Genomic DNA, 15,411 nt, shown 5'->3' on the forward strand with positions numbered 1-15,411 from the left:
TCCGCCGCGCCCCTGCCGAACGCCGCCCGGGCGCCGGCCTCCCCCTCAGCAGCACCGGAGTCCCCATGTCAGACCTGCTCAGCGACCGCCTGGCCGCCGCCCATTCCGCCCGCAGCGAACTGCTGCCCCAGCTGCACGCCGAAGGCACCAATGCCTACCGCCTCTTCCACGGCAGCGTCGAAGGCCGCTCCGGCCTCACCGTGGACCGCTACGGCGACCTGCTGCTGGTGCAGAGCTTCCACACGCCCCTGGAAGCCGGCGAACTGGCCGAGCTGGAAGCCTTCTACGCCGGCGTCCTGCCCGGCCTGGACTGCATCTACAACGACCGCAGCCGCGCCAATTCCCGCATCGCCAACGACCTGCCGCCGGAAAAGGTGGAACCGGCCCACCGCCCGCGGCAGTTCAGCGAACTGGGCGTCAATTACCTGATCCAGGCCCGCCACGCCGGCCAGGACCCCTGGCTGTTCCTGGACCTGCGGGCCGGCCGCCGCCGCATCATGCAGGAAGCCGTCGGCAAGTCCGTGCTCAATCTCTTCGCCTACACCTGCGGCGTCGGCATCGCCGCCGCCAAGGCCGGGGCCGCCTTCGTCGTCAATGTGGATTTCGCCGAAAGCAGCCTGGCCGTGGGCAAGAGCAACGCCGCCCTCAACGAACTCAATCACCGGCCCCGCTTCATCAAGAGCGACGTCTTCCCCGCCATCCGCCAGCTGGCCGGCATCGGCCAGCCCAAGATGGTGCGGGGCAAGCGCATGCCCCCCTTCATCGAACTGGAGCCCCGCCAGTTCGACCTGGTGTTCCTCGACCCGCCCCGCTACGCCAAGAGCCCCTTTGGCGTGGTGGACCTGGTGAACGACTACCCGGCCCTGTTCAAGCCGGCCCTGCTGGCCACCGCCGAAGGTGGCACCCTGGTCTGCTGCAACAACGTGGCCGAAGTGCAGCGCGACGCCTGGCTCGACCAGCTGCAGCGCAGCGCCCGCAAGGCCGGCCGGGAAGTGCGGGCGGCCGAATGGATTCTCCCCGAGGCCGACTTCCCCAGCCCGGACGGCCAGCCGCCCCTGAAGACGGTGCTGCTGCGGGTCTGACCTCCGTCCGCCGGCCAAGCCGGAAAAATGCGGCGCTCCTCCGGGAGTGCCGCTTTTTTTATGGATGAGGCCGACACGGCGACGACCGCACTCGTCCAACGGCGCCAGGGCGCCATGCGGCAAAAGCCGCGCCACGGTGCCCGCCCCACTGGGCGACGCACCACCGGCATCGCCGCTGCCGCGACTCACCCCGCGCCGCACGGCGGCAGGCGGCGACGTTTTCCCGCTTGGGATGCCCCACTTGGCGTACACTGCGAGGCCTGAAGATTTCCACGGCCCCACCATGACCCGCTCCACCCTCAAACTGCCGAGTAAAAAAGCCGGCGACGCCAACAGCGAACCCTCCCGCGATCCGGCGCGCAAGCCCATCCGCGGCGGCAACCGCGCCACCCGCAACCAGCCCCGGGCGGAAGCCCCGGCCCGTGACGAGGCGCCCCGCCGCTCCGCACCGCGCAGTGAAGAGTCACCCCGCCGCCGCAGCGAAGGCGAACAGCCGCGCCGGGAAGGCAGCGACCATGCCCGTCCGCCGCGGCGCAGCGACGCCCCCGGCAAGCCGGCCTACGGCCGCGATGGTCGTGATAGCCGCAGTGACCGGAATGGTGAAGCACCGCGCCGCCCCCGCCGGGAAGACGGCGAGCGCCCCTACGGCGACCGGGACCGCCCGGCCCGGGGCAAGCCCGCCGGCCGCGATGAGCGGCCGCCGCGCCAGGCCGATGGCCGCCCGCCCCGGCGCAGCGATGGACCCGGCAAGCCCGCCTACGCCCGCGACGGCCTGGATGGGGATGCCCCCCGTGGGCCCCGTGCCCCCCGCCGCGAGGACGGCGAGCGCAGCTATGGCGAACGCAAGCCCGGCGCCCCTTTCGGCAAGCCCCGCAGTGAGGACGGTCGCCCGCCCCGGCGTGGCGACGCCCCCGCCCGTCCGGCCTACGCCCGAGACGGTGAACGGGCGGAGCGCCCCCGCCGCGAAGGCGGCGAACGGACCTACGGCGACCGGGAACGGCCCTTCCGCGGCAAGCCGGCGGGCGACTTCGCCAAGCCGGCCCGCCGTTTCGACGACGCCCCCCGCCGTCCCGCGCCGCGGCGCGACGATGCGGCCACGGGCGAGCGCTCCGCCGATGCCCGGCCGCCCCGGGGCGACCGCGGCAATCCCAGCGAACTGCCGCGCCTGTCCAAGGTGATGTCGGAGCAGGGCCTGTGTTCCCGCCGCGAAGCGGACGAATGGATCGAGGCCGGCTGGGTCAAGGTGGACGGCAAGGTGGTAAGCGAACTGGGTTCCCGCATCGTGCCCACGGCCCGCATCGAGGTCGATCCGGAAGCCCGCAAGCACCAGGCGGAAAGCGTCACCATCATCCTGCACAAGCCCATCGGCTACGTCTCCGGCCAGGCCGAGGATGGCTACGAGCCCGCCGTGGTCCTGGTCCAGCCGGAAAACCGCTGGGAAGAGGACAAGGGCGGCACCCGCTTCAAGAGCGCCCACCTGCGCCGCCTGGCCCCTGCCGGCCGGCTCGACATCGACTCCACCGGCATGCTGGTGCTGACCCAGGACGGCCGCGTGGCCAAGCGCCTGATCGGCGAAGACTCCACCGTGGAAAAGGAATACCTGGTGCGGGTCGAGGGTGACCTGATCGAAAACGGCCTGGCCCTGCTCAACCACGGCCTCAGCCTGGATGGCGTCAAGCTCAAGCCGGCCCACGTCTCCTGGCAGAACGAGGAGCAGCTGCGCTTCGTCCTGCGCGAGGGCCGCAAGCGCCAGATCCGCCGCATGTGCGAGCTGGTGGGCCTGAAGGTGGTGGGTCTGAAGCGCATCCGCATCGGCAGCGTGGTCCTCGGCAAGCTGCCGCCGGGCCAGTGGCGCTACCTGCGCAGCGACGAGAAGTTCTAGCCCCCTCCCCCCTTTCCCCGGGGATGTAAAGATATTCCGACGTCCCCGGGGGAAATGCAGTACACTGCTGCACCTTGGCCGAATAGCATCACCTCGGCCAACGTGATGCCCCCTCTGCCCTCAAGCCCTCCGCCCTTGCGGTACCCTCGGCGCCCTGCGCCCCGAGTCATCCCCAGATGCATTCGTGCTTGTTGCCGGCCACGCCCCAGGCGCTGCCCCGGAACTACGTCCAGAAGAGATCGCATCAGCCCCCGGCCGGCTTGCGCCATGTGTTTGTGCGCCCGGCTCTGATCCACCTCGCGCTGTTCCGCCTGTCCGACAGGAATGGGGCAGACCAAACGGAGAACTGAATGTCCAAGGAAGAAGCCCTCGAATTTGAAGGCACCGTCATGGAAGTACTGCCCGAATCCCGCTATCGCGTCACCCTGGCCAACGGCGTGGAAATCCTCGCCTACGGTTCAGGCAAAATGAAAATGCACCGCATCAAGGTGCTCATGGGTGACAAGGTCACCGTGGAAATGTCCCCCTACGACCTGACCAAGGGTCGCATCACCTTCCGCCACCTCGGCGAAGGTGCCCGGGGCCCCGCCCCCGCACGCCGCCGCCGCTAGGCGCGCCACGGCACCCTGCGCCATCCCCGCCGACGCGGAACTTCGCAGGGTGCTGATCAACTCAAGGAAACAAAGCTTAGTGAAAGTAAAAGAACTCATGCCGGGCGACCGGATTGTCGACTTCTGCAAGGGAGACGACGAGCATTACGAAGTCATCGCAGTACGCCCCCTGGGCCACCGTTTTGAAGTCACCTTCCGCTCCCACCGGGGCGAGGCCTCTGCCCACTACAACGGCAACGCCTACATCTCCGCCTTCCGCTGAGGCCGGCGCCGCCGTCCTCCCAGCGCCACCCGCTGCGGCGCTCCTTTCCTGTAATACCTGCCTGAAAACCTGCCCCGTAGCAACGGGCAGTTTTGCTACACTCGACGCCACCGGATAACCGTTCCGGCGTTGCAGAGTCCCCTTTCAGGCAAAGGAGCCGCCATGCCCTCTCCCTTCCGTCATCCCCTGGTCCTGGCCGTCTGCTCCGTCCTCGCCGGCAGCCTGTCCCTTTCCGCCTGGTCCGCCGAGCTGCCCAAGCGCAAGTCGGGTCTGTGGGAAATCCACACCCAGATCGTCGGCGCCCCCAGCCCCGGCCCCATGAAGATGTGCGTGGACGCCAACACGGACAACCTGATGCAGGAGCAGCCCGGCCAGAAGCCGGACTGTAGCGCCATGGACGTCAAGCAGAGCGGCAACAAGGTCACCATCCATACCGTCTGCCGCATGGACAAGACCACGGTGACCACCGATGGCGTCCTCATCGGGGATTTCTCCAGCGGCTACAAGAGCGACATGACCATGCGTTACAGCCCGCCGCTGCAGGGCATGAAGGAAACCAGGATGACCCAGGAGACCCGTTGGCTGGGCCCCTGCGCCAAGGGCCAGAAACCGGGCGACATCATCATGCCCAACATGGGCACCTTCAACCCGGCGGAGATGATGAAGGATCCCCGCTTCAAGGAAATGATGCAGCAGCATCAGCACTAGCCCGGCCAAGGGGGCACAAAAAAAAGGCCTGTCGCTGACAGGCCTTTTTTTCTGGTGGCGGCTGTTATTCGTCCGCGCCCGGCGCCTCTTCCGGCGGCGCCAGTTGGCCCGCGGCGGCAGCCTGCAGCAGGGCGGCCCGGCTCTCCGGCGTCTCCAGGCTGATGCGGCCCAGGGTGCCATTGCGGTAGTCGTTGAGCAGGATCAGGGAAGCCTTCTCCAGGTCCAGCTCGCCGGCCCGGCCCTTGATGATGCAGCCCCGCTTGCGGGCCACGGTTTCCACCACGCCCACCGCATCGGTCTCGGCCGCCTTGAGGCCGTAGCGGGCCTCCAGGCATTGGGGATAGCGCTGCAACAGCAGTTCCGCCAGATACACCCCCACCTCCTCGTCGATGTAGGCATTGGGGCCGACGGCGTGGCTGGCGGCCAGCATCAGGCCGTCGCTGGCCAGCTCGATCTTGGGCCACATCAGGCCCGGGGTATCGACGATGGACAGGCGCGGGCCCAGGTCCATGCGCTGCTGCTGCTTGGTCACCGCCGGCTGGTCGCCGACCGCCGCCACTTTGCGCTTGACCAGGGCGTTGAGCAGGGTGGACTTGCCCACGTTGGGGATGCCCATGATCATCAGCCGCAGGGGCTTGACGTTGCTGTTGCGGTGGGGCGCCAGGGTCTGGGCCAGGGCCGGGATGCGGGCCACCTCGCCGGGCTTCTTGCAGGAGATGGCCACGGCCTTCACGTCGGGCTGCTGCTTGTAGTAGTCGAGCCAGGCCTGGGTCACGGCCGGGTCGGCCAGGTCGGACTTGTTCAACAGTTTGAGGCAGGGCCGCTGGCGGTGCTTGCGCAGTTCCTCGATCATGGGGTTGCGGCTGGCTTCGGGCAGACGGGCATCGAGCACTTCGATCACCACGTCGGCGAACTCCATGGTTTCGGCGGCCTTCTTGCGGGCCGAGGTCATATGGCCGGGGAACCACTGTATTGTCATGTCTTGCCTGAAATCTCAAATAGGATGCGACGGGAAGGGGCGTCGGACGCCGGGAAAATCCCGCGAAAGGCCGCCATTATCGCAGGAGTTGGGCGCCCCATCCGTTACAATCGCCCACTTTCAGCCAAATATCCGTTCCGCCATGGCCACTCCCCCCCTCAAAGCGCAAAAAGTCTTCGCCCTGATGCAGGTCATCGGCGGCTTCGTCGCCGCCCTGGTGCTGGGCTACTCCACCATGAACAACCTGACCCCGGGCCAGATGAGCGGCACCCAGCTGCTGCTGGCCGGCCTCACCCTGGCGGCCCTGGCCTACGCCGGCTACTTCACCCAGAAGCTGGGCAAGCTGGTGGAGCAGGGCAAGGCGGAAAAGGCCGGGAGCGACACCGGCAAGTAGGAACTCAGTTGCGGGCGTGGGAGAGCTTGAAGCTGTCCACGCCCTCGAAGCTGGCCAGTTCCTCCGCCAGCTGGGTGATGGGCGTGCCGTTGGCCTTGCCCAGGGATACGGCGACGAAGCGCCATTCGGCCTGGCCGGCATCGTAGCCGATGGCAAAACTGCCCGGCGCCAGTTCGTAACCCCGCTTCAGGGCGGCCCGGGCCAGCACATCCTGGCGCGGCGTGAAGCCGGCCCGGAAACGCATGGTGATGGCCACCGCCTGCCGCGACGGCAGCCAGCCCTCCAGCCGGGACACCAGCATCATGCAGGTGGCCGACAACAGGGCCAGCAGGATGGCCGCCGCGTAGAACCCCACTCCCACCAGGATGCCGATGGCCGACGAGGCCCAGATGGAGGCCGCCGTGGTCAGGCCGCTGATGGTGAAGCCCTCGCGCATGATGACCCCGGCACCGAGAAAGCCGATGCCGGTGACGATGCCCTGGATCACCCGGGTGGGATCGGTGGCCGCGGGCTGCAATCCCTGGCCGCCATACCAGTAGCCGGGATAGCCGATGATCACCACCAGGGCCGCCGAGGCCATGCAGACCAGGCCGTAGGTGCGCATGCCGGCCGCCCGGCCGTGGTAGGAGCGCTCGTAGCCGACGATGAAACCCAGCAGCAAAGCCCCCAGCAGGTTGACGAAGACCAGCAGATTGGTGGCCACCTCGTCGGCGGACCAGTAGATTTTCAGCGCATCGGGACTCAGGGGAGACATGGCGGACTCCTTATGGGGCGCGGCTCTCGGGGCGGCCGGTTACAATGGGCCCATTCTACGCGCAAAGCCGGACCCCACCATGCCCGAAACCCAAGCCCCGCCGCCCTACGCCAGCCTGACCCCGGATGCGGTGCTCGACGCCCTGGAAAGCCTGGGCCTGCTGCCGGACGGCCGCCAACTGACCCTCAACAGCTACGAAAACCGGGTGTACCAGCTGTGGCTGGACGAGCCCCTGGCCGGCCACAACATTGTCGTCGCCAAGTTCTACCGCCCGGGCCGCTGGAGTGATGGCGCCATCCTGGAAGAACACGCCTTCACCCGGGAGCTGGCGGAGCGGGAAATTCCCGTGGTCGCCCCCCTGGAGATCGGCGGCCGCACCCTGCACCACTGCGGCGAACACCGGCTGGCCCTGTTCCCCCGCCGCGGCGGCCGGGCACCGGAGTTGTCGGACCCGGACACCCTGGAATGGCTGGGCCGCTTCATCGCCCGCATCCACGCCGTCGGCGCCCTCGCCCCCTACCGGGAACGGCCGGCCCTGACCCTGCACAGCTTCGGCGAGGAGCCCCGGGACTTCCTCCTGGCCGGCGGCTTCGTTCCGCCGGAACTGAAGAACGCCTGGGAAGGCACGGTGAACGTAGCCCTGGACGGCGCCCGCCGCTGCTTCGAACGGGCCGGCGACGTCGCCAGCCTGCGCCTGCACGGCGACTGCCACATGGGCAACGTGCTGTGGACCGATGCCGGCCCCCACTTCGTGGACTTCGACGACAGCCGCACGGGCCCGGCCATCCAGGACCTGTGGATGCTCCTTTCCGGCGACCGCCGGGAACAGCAGCGACAACTGGACGACGTGCTGGCCGGCTACCGGGACTTCATGGACTTCGATCCCCGGGAACTGCATCTGGTGGAGGCCCTGCGCACCCTGCGCCTAGTCCATTACAGCGCCTGGCTGGCCCGCCGCTGGAACGACCCGGCCTTTCCCGCCGCCTTCCCCTGGTTCGGCAGCCAGCGCTACTGGGAAGAACGCATCCTGGAACTGAAGGAACAGATCGCCCTGATGGACGAGGGGCCCCTGGAACTGTTCGGCTAAGGGGCTTGCGCACACCCACTGCCGCCATGACGTTAGACTGACAGCCTCGTCACCCAAAGCCTTTCCATGCCCAAGCTGTTCCTCATCCTGATCCTGGCCGGCGCCGTCCACCTGGGCTGGCGTCACTATGCCGGCACCGATGTCGCAGGGGCCGCCACGGTTGCGGCCAGCACCTCACCCAGTCTCGACGAACTGCAGGCCCTGGCCCGCGGCGTCGGCCCCGGCGAAGTGGTGATTTACACCACCAGCGAATGCCCCTACAGCGCCCAGGCCCGCTCCTGGCTGAGCCAGTACGGATTTGCCTACACCGACTGCAACATGAGCATCGACCGCCGCTGCGAGCAGGAAATGCAGAGCTATGGCGGCAACGGCGTGCCCTACCTGATCGTGCGCGGCCACCACATGAAGGACGGCTTCGACAGCGACGAATTCATCGCCGCCCTCAGGCGCTGAAGCCGCGGCCCCGCACCAGGCCGCCCCATCCCGGTTTTATGCCGACAGGGTAGCGGTGCTATCCTCGCCATCGACCATCTACCATCTCCCTCGCCCTCCCCGTACCGACTGCTGCCATGACCCGACTCAAGCGCTGGCTCTCCGCCCTCCTCATCCTCGCCGCCACCCTGATCGTGCTCGCCGTCGCCGGCCTCCAGGTCGGCACCCGGCTGCTCAAGGACCAGGTGCAGCAGGCCCTGGGGCCCGACAGCGAAGTGGGGGAAATCCGCCTCGGCTGGAGCGAGGTGGAAATCCTCAAGCTGCGCCTCAAGGCCCCCGCAGGCTGGCCGGCGGCCGACACCCTGCGGGCCGAGCGCATCGTCGTCAGTCCCGACCTGCGCAGCCTGCTGGGCCAGCCCATCCGGGTGTCCTCCATCCGCATCGAAGGCGCCTATGTCTCGGCCCTGCGCAGCGCCGACGGCAAGATGCGGGTGGTGCCGAACCTGCTGGAACATCCGGCGCCGGCGGAGCAGGCCGAGAAGACGCCGCCGCCCCGGGTGCACCTGGGCCGCATCGAACTGACCGGCGCCGTGCTGGAATTTTTCGACGCCACGGTGCGCAAGCCCGCCCTGAAAATCCGCCTGGAACAGCTCGACGCCACGGTGCAGGACATCCAGCTGCCCGACCTTGCCGGCCGCACCCGGCTGGCCCTGGACGGCGTGCTGAAGGGCGTGCGCCAGGACGGCCGCATCAGCATCAAGGGCTGGATGGACCTGGACACCCGGGATTCGGACATCACCAGCACCTTCCGCCAGGTGGACCTGGTGGCCCTCCAGCCCTATCTGGTGAAGGCCGCCGAAACCGGCGTCAAGAAGGGCAGCCTGGACCTGGACCTGCACGCCGTGGTCAAGGAGCAGCGCCTCAGGGCCCCAGGCAATCTGGTGCTGAACCAGCTGGAGCTGGATAGCAACGGCAGCACCTTCATGGGCATGCCGCGCCAGGCGGTGCTCGGCCTGTTGAAGGACAAGAACGGCCGCATCGACATCAAGTTCGTCCTCGAGGGCAACCTGAAGGACCCCCAGTTCCATCTCAACGAAAGCTTCGCCACCAAGGTCGGCGCCTCCATCGCCGACACCTTCGGCATCAGCTTCGAAGGCCTGGCCAAGGGCGTCGGCACCGTGGGCCAGAAAACCGTGGAAGCGGCCGAAGGCGTCGGCAAGGCCATCAAGGGGCTGTTCGGCAAGTAGCAGCGGGGAACAGGCGCTCTGCGAACGGACGGCGACCGCACCGCCGGTGGCGCCGGCATGATCCGGCATGGAATGGAGCGCCCTCACGCCGCCCTTTCCTCCGCTTTGCCACAACCGACCTGGGGGCGGCGACGTCCGGCGGGTCGCCACGGCTCTCGCCCCGGCTACGCCCACGACAGAGACCGATACTTTCCCTCTGCCGCGCTTGGCATGCCAATTCGCGACTCACGATCGAAGCGATCGTCATAAAATGCGGCATTCCCCAGCCACCTGCCCCAAAGGCTCGCCCATGAAAAAACTGGCCCTGCTTTTCTGTAGCCTGTCCCTGTCCGGTCTGGTCTCCGCCGCCACCGTGCAGCAGTTCCAGCCCCAGGGCAAGGTCGCAGACCAGACCCGCATCACGGCCCGCTTCAGCGCCGACATGGTGAAGCTGGGAGAGGCCACGGCGGCCGCGCCCTTCGAGGTGGATTGCGCCCGCATCTCCGGCGAAGGCCGCTGGGTGGATGCCCGCACCTGGGCCTGGCAACTGGCACGCCCCCTGCAACCCGGCGAACGCTGCGTCTTCACGGTCAAATCCCAACAGCTTGCCCTGAGCGGGGAGAGCATCGGCGGCAAAACCCGTTTCGAGCTGTTCGGCGCCCCTCCCCGGCCCTGGCGCATTGTCCCGTCCCCCGGCAGCGCCATCGACGAGGAACAGGCTTTCGTCATCAACGGCGGCGGCGAGCTGGATGCCCGCTCCCTGGAAAACAATCTTTGGTGCGAAGCCGACGGCGTCGGCCAGCGTCTGCCGGCCCGGCCGGTGGCGGCCAAGGTGCGTCAGGAGGTGCTGCAACGGGTAGGCAATGGGGGCGCCGCGCCCCTGGTGGTGACCTGCAGCGAACGTCTGCCCGCCGGCAGCCGGGCCCGCCTGGTCTGGGGGGCCGGCATCCGTGCTGCCAACGGCACGCCGACGGAAAAGGAGGAGAGCTTCGTCTACATGGTGCGGGAGCCCTTCAAGGCCACCTTCTCCTGCGAGCGGGAAAAGGCCGGTGCGCCCTGCTCCCCCCTCTCGGGCCTCAGCCTCCAGTTCAATGCCCCTTTCGATGCCAAGCAGATCAGCCAGTTCGCCCTCGTCACCCCGGAGGGCAAGCGCAAGCCCCAGGACCCCAACCAGAACAGCAGCAGCAAGAGCGACACCCTGCAATCCCTCAGCTTCCCCGGCCCCCTGCCCCAGAATGCCGAGCTGACCCTGGAAATTCCCGCCGGGCTGAAAGATGACGCGGGCCGCCCCCTGGCCAACGCCGCCAGCTTCCCCCTCAAACTGCGTACCGGCGGGCTGCCGCCCCTGGCCAAGTTTCCCGGCGCCTTCGGCATCGTCGAGCTGCAGGAAGGCGGGCTGCTCCCGGTCACCCTGCGCAACGTGGAGGCCAGCCTGAAGACCGCCGGGCTGACCCTGCCGGGCCGGCACCGCTTCAGCCAGCAGCGCCTGACGGAAGATGCGGACGTGATTGCCGCCATGCTGGCCCTGGAGAAGTTCGAGCAGCAGAGCCGCAAGGTCCGCCTGAAGGTGGATGGGGAATGGCGGGAACTGATCGACCCCTACTACGCCCGGGAGCTCTCCTTCCTCCAGGGGCGGGCCGGCGTCGCCCGCCAGGAGTTGCCCAAGCCCGGCGGCAGCAGCGAGTTCGAGGTGATCGGCGTACCCCTGCAGAAGCCCGGCTACCACATCGTCGAAATCGAAAGTCAGCTGCTGGGCCAGGCCCTGCTGGCAACGCCCAAGCCCATGTACGTGCGGGCCGCGGCCCTGGTCACCAACCTGGCGGTGCATCTGAAAACGGGACGGGACAATGGCCTGGTCTGGGTCACCGCCCTGGACAGCGGCAAGCCGGTGGCCGGCGCCGAGGTGCGCATTTCCGGCTGCAACGGCCAGTCTCTCTGGCAAGGCAGCACCGATGCCCAGGGCCGGGCCCGGGTGGATCAGGCCCTGCAAGCGCCCTATTGCCGGGAGTCCCACTTCCTCTTTGCCAGCGCCCGCCTCAACGGCGACTACAGCTTCGTCCGCTCCGACTGGAACGAAGGCATCGAACCCTGGCGCTTCGGCGTGGCAACCTGGGGCGAGAGCGGCGACTTCAAGATCCACTCCGTGCTCGACCGCACCCTCTTCCGCCCCGGCCAGACCCTCTCCATGAAGCACCTGGCCCGCAGCCGCAGCAGCCGGGGCTTCGCCATTCCGGCAGCGGAGGAGTTACCTACCCGCCTGGTCATCCGCCACGGCGAGAGCGGCACCGAATACCCACAGAACCTGAGCTGGGATGCCCAGGGTGCCGCCACCAGCAGCTGGAAGGTGCCGGACTCGGCCAAGCTGGGCAACTATGAAATCGTGCTCTCCGGCGGCAAGCGGGGCGAGCAGTACACCGGGGAATTCCGGGTCGCCGACTTCCGCCTGCCGGTGTTCACCGGCAGCGTGCAGGGCGTGCCGGCCCGCCAGGTGGCGCCGGGCAAGGTGCCCCTGGCCCTGGGCCTGTCCTTCCTCAACGGCGGCGCGGCCAAGCGGGCGGAAGTCCAGGTCTCGGCCACCCTGCGCCCGCGCTGGCCGGTGTACAAGAACTTCGAGGCCTACAACTTCCACATCGATTTCGATGCCGCTGCCCTGGCCGCCTTCAAGGTGGAGGCCAACCGGGAACAGGAAACCCTCATCCTCGATCGCCAGGCCGTGACCCTGGACCAGGCCGGTGCCGGCAAGCTGGAGGTGGTGCTGCCTGCCAAGCCCAAGGGACCCAGCGAGGTCTATGCGGAAATGACCTTCGCCGACCCCAACGGGGAAATCCAGACCCTGCGGGGCCAGGTGGAACTGTGGCCGGCCAATGTGGCGGTGGGCATCAAGGTGGCGGACTGGGCCTCCGGCAATGGCAAGAACCGCATCGAAGTGGCGGTGCTGGATATCCAGGGCAAGCCCGTGGCGGGCCAGGCGGTGAGCGTCAAGGCCAAGCGGCGGGTGGATTACAGCCACCGCCGGCGCATCGTCGGCGGTTTCTACGCCTACGAAAACCAGCAGGAATACCAGGACATGGGCGAAGTCTGCGCCGGCACCACGGACAGCCGGGGCCTGCTGCTGTGCGAGCCCAAGGCCGGCGAGCCGGGGGCCATCCACCTGCTGGCCGAAACCCGGGACAGCCAGGGCAACGTGGCCCGGGCCAGCACCAGCTACTGGGTCAGCGGCGGCGGCGACCTGTGGTTCACCGCCGGCAACCAGGACCGCATCGACGTCATTCCCGAAAAGCGCAGCTACCAGCCCGGGGAGACGGCCCGCTTCCAGGTGCGCACGCCCTTCCGGGAAGCCACCGCCCTGGTTTCCGTGGAGGCGGGCGGCATCATCGACACCTTCGTGCAGCCCCTTTCCCGCTTCAAGCCCACCGTGGAAATCCCGGTCAAACCCGAATGGGGGCCGAATGTCTATGTCTCCGTGCTCGCCGTGCGGGGCCGGGTGGAGCCCCTGAAATGGACCAGCTTCTTCCAGTGGGGCTGGCGCGAGCCCCTGGCCTGGTTCAAGGAATGGTGGCACCCGGAGCAGCCCACCGCCATGGTGGACCTGGCCAAGCCGGCCTACCGCCTGGGCCTGGGGGAAATCGCCGTGGGCAACGACGGCTTCCGCCTCAAGGTTGAGGTGAGCAGCGACAAGAGCGACTACCGGCCCCGGGAAGAGGCCACGGTGAAAATCCGCGTCACCACGCCGGACGGCAAGCCGGCCCCCGCCGGCAGCGAGGTGGCCTTTGCCGCGGTGGACCAGGCCCTGCTGGAACTGCGCCCCAACGACAGCTGGGACCTGCTGCAGGCCTTCCTGCAGAAGCGGGCCTATCAGGTGGAAACCGCCACCGCCCAATCCCAGGTGATCGGCAAGCGCCATTTCGGCAAGAAGGCCCTGCCCCCCGGCGGCGGCGGCGGCCGCGCCCCGGCCCGGGAACTGTTCGACACCCTGCTCAGCTGGCAGCCCCGGGTCAAGCTGGACGCCAACGGCAGCGCCACCCTCCGGGTGGCGATGAACGATTCCCTCAGCGAATTCCGCCTGGTGGGCGTGGCCACGGCCGGAGCCGGCCTGTTCGGCAGCGGCAGCAGCAGCGTGCGCACCCGGCAGGACCTGCAGATCATCTCCGGCCTGCCACCCCTGGTGCGGGAGGGCGACCATTTCAAGGCCCTGGTCACCCTGCGCAACGGCACCGCCCGCCAGATGACGGTGCGCCTCCAGGCCCGCCATGGCAGCCAGAGCCTGCCCGAACGCCAGGTCGTCCTGGCCGCCGAAGGGGCCGCCGAACTCAGCTGGGAGGCGGACGCCCCCGATGGTGCCAGCCACCAGGACTGGGAATTCACCGCCAAAGAAGAAGGCGGCAAGGCCCAGGACGCCCTGAAGATTACCCAGCAGGTCGCCCCCGCCGTGCCGGTGACGGTGCAGCAGGCCACCTTCACCCGGGTCGACGGCAAGTACGAGGTCGGCGTCAGTCCGCCGGCCGGCGCCCTGCCCGGCAAGGGCGGGCTGGAGATCAGCCTGTCGCCCAGGCTGGCGGTGCCGCCGCCGGGCCTGCGTCGCTTCTTCGAGGAGTACCCCTTCTCCTGCCTGGAACAGAAGACCTCCATCGCCGTCGGCCTCAACGACGCCCGGCGCTGGCAGGCCGTGGCCGACAGCCTGCCCGGCATGCTGGACAGCAACGGCCTGGCCGGCTATTTTCCCGGCACCCCGGGCAGCGCCACCCTGACGGCCTATCTGCTCGACCTCACCACCCTGGCCGGCTTCGCCGTGCCGGAGGAGAGCAAGCGGCGCATGATCCAGGGCCTCACCGCCTACGCCGAAGGCCGCCTGCGCACCGGGGAATGGGCCCCCGCCGGTTACGGCGACCCGCTGCTGCTGCGCCGCCTCAACGCCCTGCAGGCCCTGGGCCGGCAGGGTGTGCAACTGCCGCGCACGGTGGCGGCCCTGGAGGTCGATCCCCTGCGCCTGCCCACGGCGGCCCTCATCGACTGGTATCTGGTGCTGCAACGCACCGCCGACCTGCCCCAGCGCAGCAAGCGCCTGGCCGAGGCCCAGCAGGAACTGCGCAACCGCCTCTCCTACACCGGCGGCCGCCTGACCTTCACCACGGAACGGGAAGACTACTGGTGGTGGATGATGCTCAACGCCGACGCCAACGCCTTCCGCCTCATCGAGGCCATGCTCGACAACCCGGCCTGGCAGGAGGACCTGCCGCGCCTGGTGCAGGGCGCCATGGAGCGCCAGGTGCGGGGCCGCTGGCTGACCACCACGGCCAATGCCTGGGCCCGGGTCACCCTGGACCGCTTCGCCCGCAAGTTCGAGCGGGAGCCGGTGGCCGGCAAGACCCTGGCCAGCCTGGCAAAAGCCAGCGCCGAGGTGGACTGGCGCCAGGCCGGTGCCGCCCTGCCCGCCCCCCTGGCCCTGCCCTGGCCCAATCCGGCAGGCAAGGATGACAAGCTGCAACTGAGCCACCAGGGCAGCGGCAAGCCCTGGGCCACCGTGCAGGTGCTGGCGGCCGTGGCCGACGGCCCGGCCCGGGCCATGGGCTACCGCATCAGCCGCAAGGTGGCGCCGCTGCAGGAGAAGATTCCGGGCAAGGTCAGCCGCGGCGATCTGTGGCGCGTGACCCTGACGGTGGATGCGGACCAGGACATGACCTGGGTGGCCCTGAGCGACCCCATTCCTGCCGGTGCCCGCATCCTGGGCGATGGCGACGGACGGGACAGCGCCATCGGCACCCTGGATGAGAACCGGGACGCGCACGGCCTGCGGCCCAGCTACGTGGAGCGCAGCTTCAGCGCCTTCCGAGCCTATTACCAGTGGCTGCCCAAGGGCCGCTTCGTCCTGGAATACACCCTGCGCCTCAACAACAGCGGCGACTTCGCCCTGCCGCCGACCCGGGTGGAGGCCCTCTACGCCCCCGACGTGTTCGGCGAAGTGCCCAACAGCCGGGTCAAGGTTGGCGACTAGAC

At 68.7% G+C, this 15,411-nt stretch carries 12 protein-coding genes; 10 read left to right on the forward strand and 2 right to left on the reverse strand.

Annotated elements, in window-relative coordinates; all coding sequences use genetic code 11:
* Nucleotides 1-65 precede the first annotated feature (65 nt).
* The 5 genes from OEL49_RS11935 to OEL49_RS11955 all read left to right on the forward strand — a co-directional run bounded on the left by OEL49_RS11935 (nucleotide 66) and on the right by OEL49_RS11955 (nucleotide 4,545).
* Nucleotides 66-1,082, forward strand: a complete 1,017-nt coding sequence (locus OEL49_RS11935) for a class I SAM-dependent rRNA methyltransferase (protein ID WP_287874795.1) — start codon at nucleotides 66-68, stop codon at nucleotides 1,080-1,082.
* Nucleotides 1,083-1,365: 283 nt separating this feature from the next.
* Nucleotides 1,366-2,964, forward strand: coding sequence for a pseudouridine synthase (locus OEL49_RS11940; RefSeq protein WP_287874797.1), 1,599 nt, complete (start codon nucleotides 1,366-1,368; stop codon nucleotides 2,962-2,964).
* A gap of 350 nt (nucleotides 2,965-3,314) precedes the next feature.
* Nucleotides 3,315-3,575: a translation initiation factor IF-1 gene (gene infA, locus OEL49_RS11945; protein WP_014237788.1), complete on the forward strand. Its 261-nt coding sequence runs from the start codon at nucleotides 3,315-3,317 to the stop codon at nucleotides 3,573-3,575.
* 79 nt (nucleotides 3,576-3,654) lie between these two features.
* Nucleotides 3,655-3,837 (forward strand): hypothetical protein, encoded by a 183-nt coding sequence (locus OEL49_RS11950; RefSeq protein WP_043798298.1) that lies wholly within the window; start codon nucleotides 3,655-3,657, stop codon nucleotides 3,835-3,837.
* A 162-nt stretch (nucleotides 3,838-3,999) separates the two neighbouring features.
* Nucleotides 4,000-4,545 (forward strand): DUF3617 domain-containing protein, encoded by a 546-nt coding sequence (locus OEL49_RS11955; protein WP_287874800.1) that lies wholly within the window; start codon nucleotides 4,000-4,002, stop codon nucleotides 4,543-4,545.
* Between the two features lie 64 nt (nucleotides 4,546-4,609).
* Here the strand turns inward: OEL49_RS11955 and ylqF are convergent, their stop codons facing one another.
* A complete protein-coding gene (gene ylqF, locus OEL49_RS11960; RefSeq protein ID WP_130458592.1) occupies nucleotides 4,610-5,524 on the reverse strand; it encodes a ribosome biogenesis GTPase YlqF in 915 nt (304 codons plus the stop codon).
* 142 nt (nucleotides 5,525-5,666) lie between these two features.
* On the opposite strand from ylqF, the gene OEL49_RS11965 reads away from it, so the two are divergent.
* On the forward strand, nucleotides 5,667-5,918 hold the full coding sequence (locus tag OEL49_RS11965; protein ID WP_014237792.1) for a hypothetical protein: 252 nt from the start codon (nucleotides 5,667-5,669) through the stop codon (nucleotides 5,916-5,918).
* A 4-nt stretch (nucleotides 5,919-5,922) separates the two neighbouring features.
* Here the strand turns inward: OEL49_RS11965 and OEL49_RS11970 are convergent, their stop codons facing one another.
* Nucleotides 5,923-6,672: an MgtC/SapB family protein gene (locus OEL49_RS11970; protein ID WP_014237793.1), complete on the reverse strand. Its 750-nt coding sequence runs from the start codon at nucleotides 6,670-6,672 to the stop codon at nucleotides 5,923-5,925.
* A 79-nt stretch (nucleotides 6,673-6,751) separates the two neighbouring features.
* On the opposite strand from OEL49_RS11970, the gene OEL49_RS11975 reads away from it, so the two are divergent.
* The 4 genes from OEL49_RS11975 to OEL49_RS11990 all read left to right on the forward strand — a co-directional run bounded on the left by OEL49_RS11975 (nucleotide 6,752) and on the right by OEL49_RS11990 (nucleotide 15,409).
* A complete protein-coding gene (locus OEL49_RS11975) occupies nucleotides 6,752-7,759 on the forward strand; it encodes a serine/threonine protein kinase (protein WP_287874803.1) in 1,008 nt (335 codons plus the stop codon).
* Nucleotides 7,760-7,825: 66 nt separating this feature from the next.
* The gene (locus OEL49_RS11980) at nucleotides 7,826-8,212 is read left to right on the forward strand and encodes a glutaredoxin family protein (RefSeq protein WP_287874805.1); all 387 of its coding nucleotides are present in this window, start codon (nucleotides 7,826-7,828) and stop codon (nucleotides 8,210-8,212) included.
* Nucleotides 8,213-8,328: 116 nt separating this feature from the next.
* Nucleotides 8,329-9,438 (forward strand): DUF748 domain-containing protein, encoded by a 1,110-nt coding sequence (locus OEL49_RS11985; RefSeq protein WP_287874807.1) that lies wholly within the window; start codon nucleotides 8,329-8,331, stop codon nucleotides 9,436-9,438.
* 289 nt (nucleotides 9,439-9,727) lie between these two features.
* A complete protein-coding gene (locus tag OEL49_RS11990) occupies nucleotides 9,728-15,409 on the forward strand; it encodes an alpha-2-macroglobulin family protein (protein ID WP_287874809.1) in 5,682 nt (1,893 codons plus the stop codon).
* Nucleotides 15,410-15,411 lie beyond the last annotated feature (2 nt).

Origin of the sequence: Azospira sp. (assembly GCF_030247495.1) — a bacterium.
GTDB lineage: Bacteria > Pseudomonadota > Gammaproteobacteria > Burkholderiales > Rhodocyclaceae > Azospira > Azospira oryzae.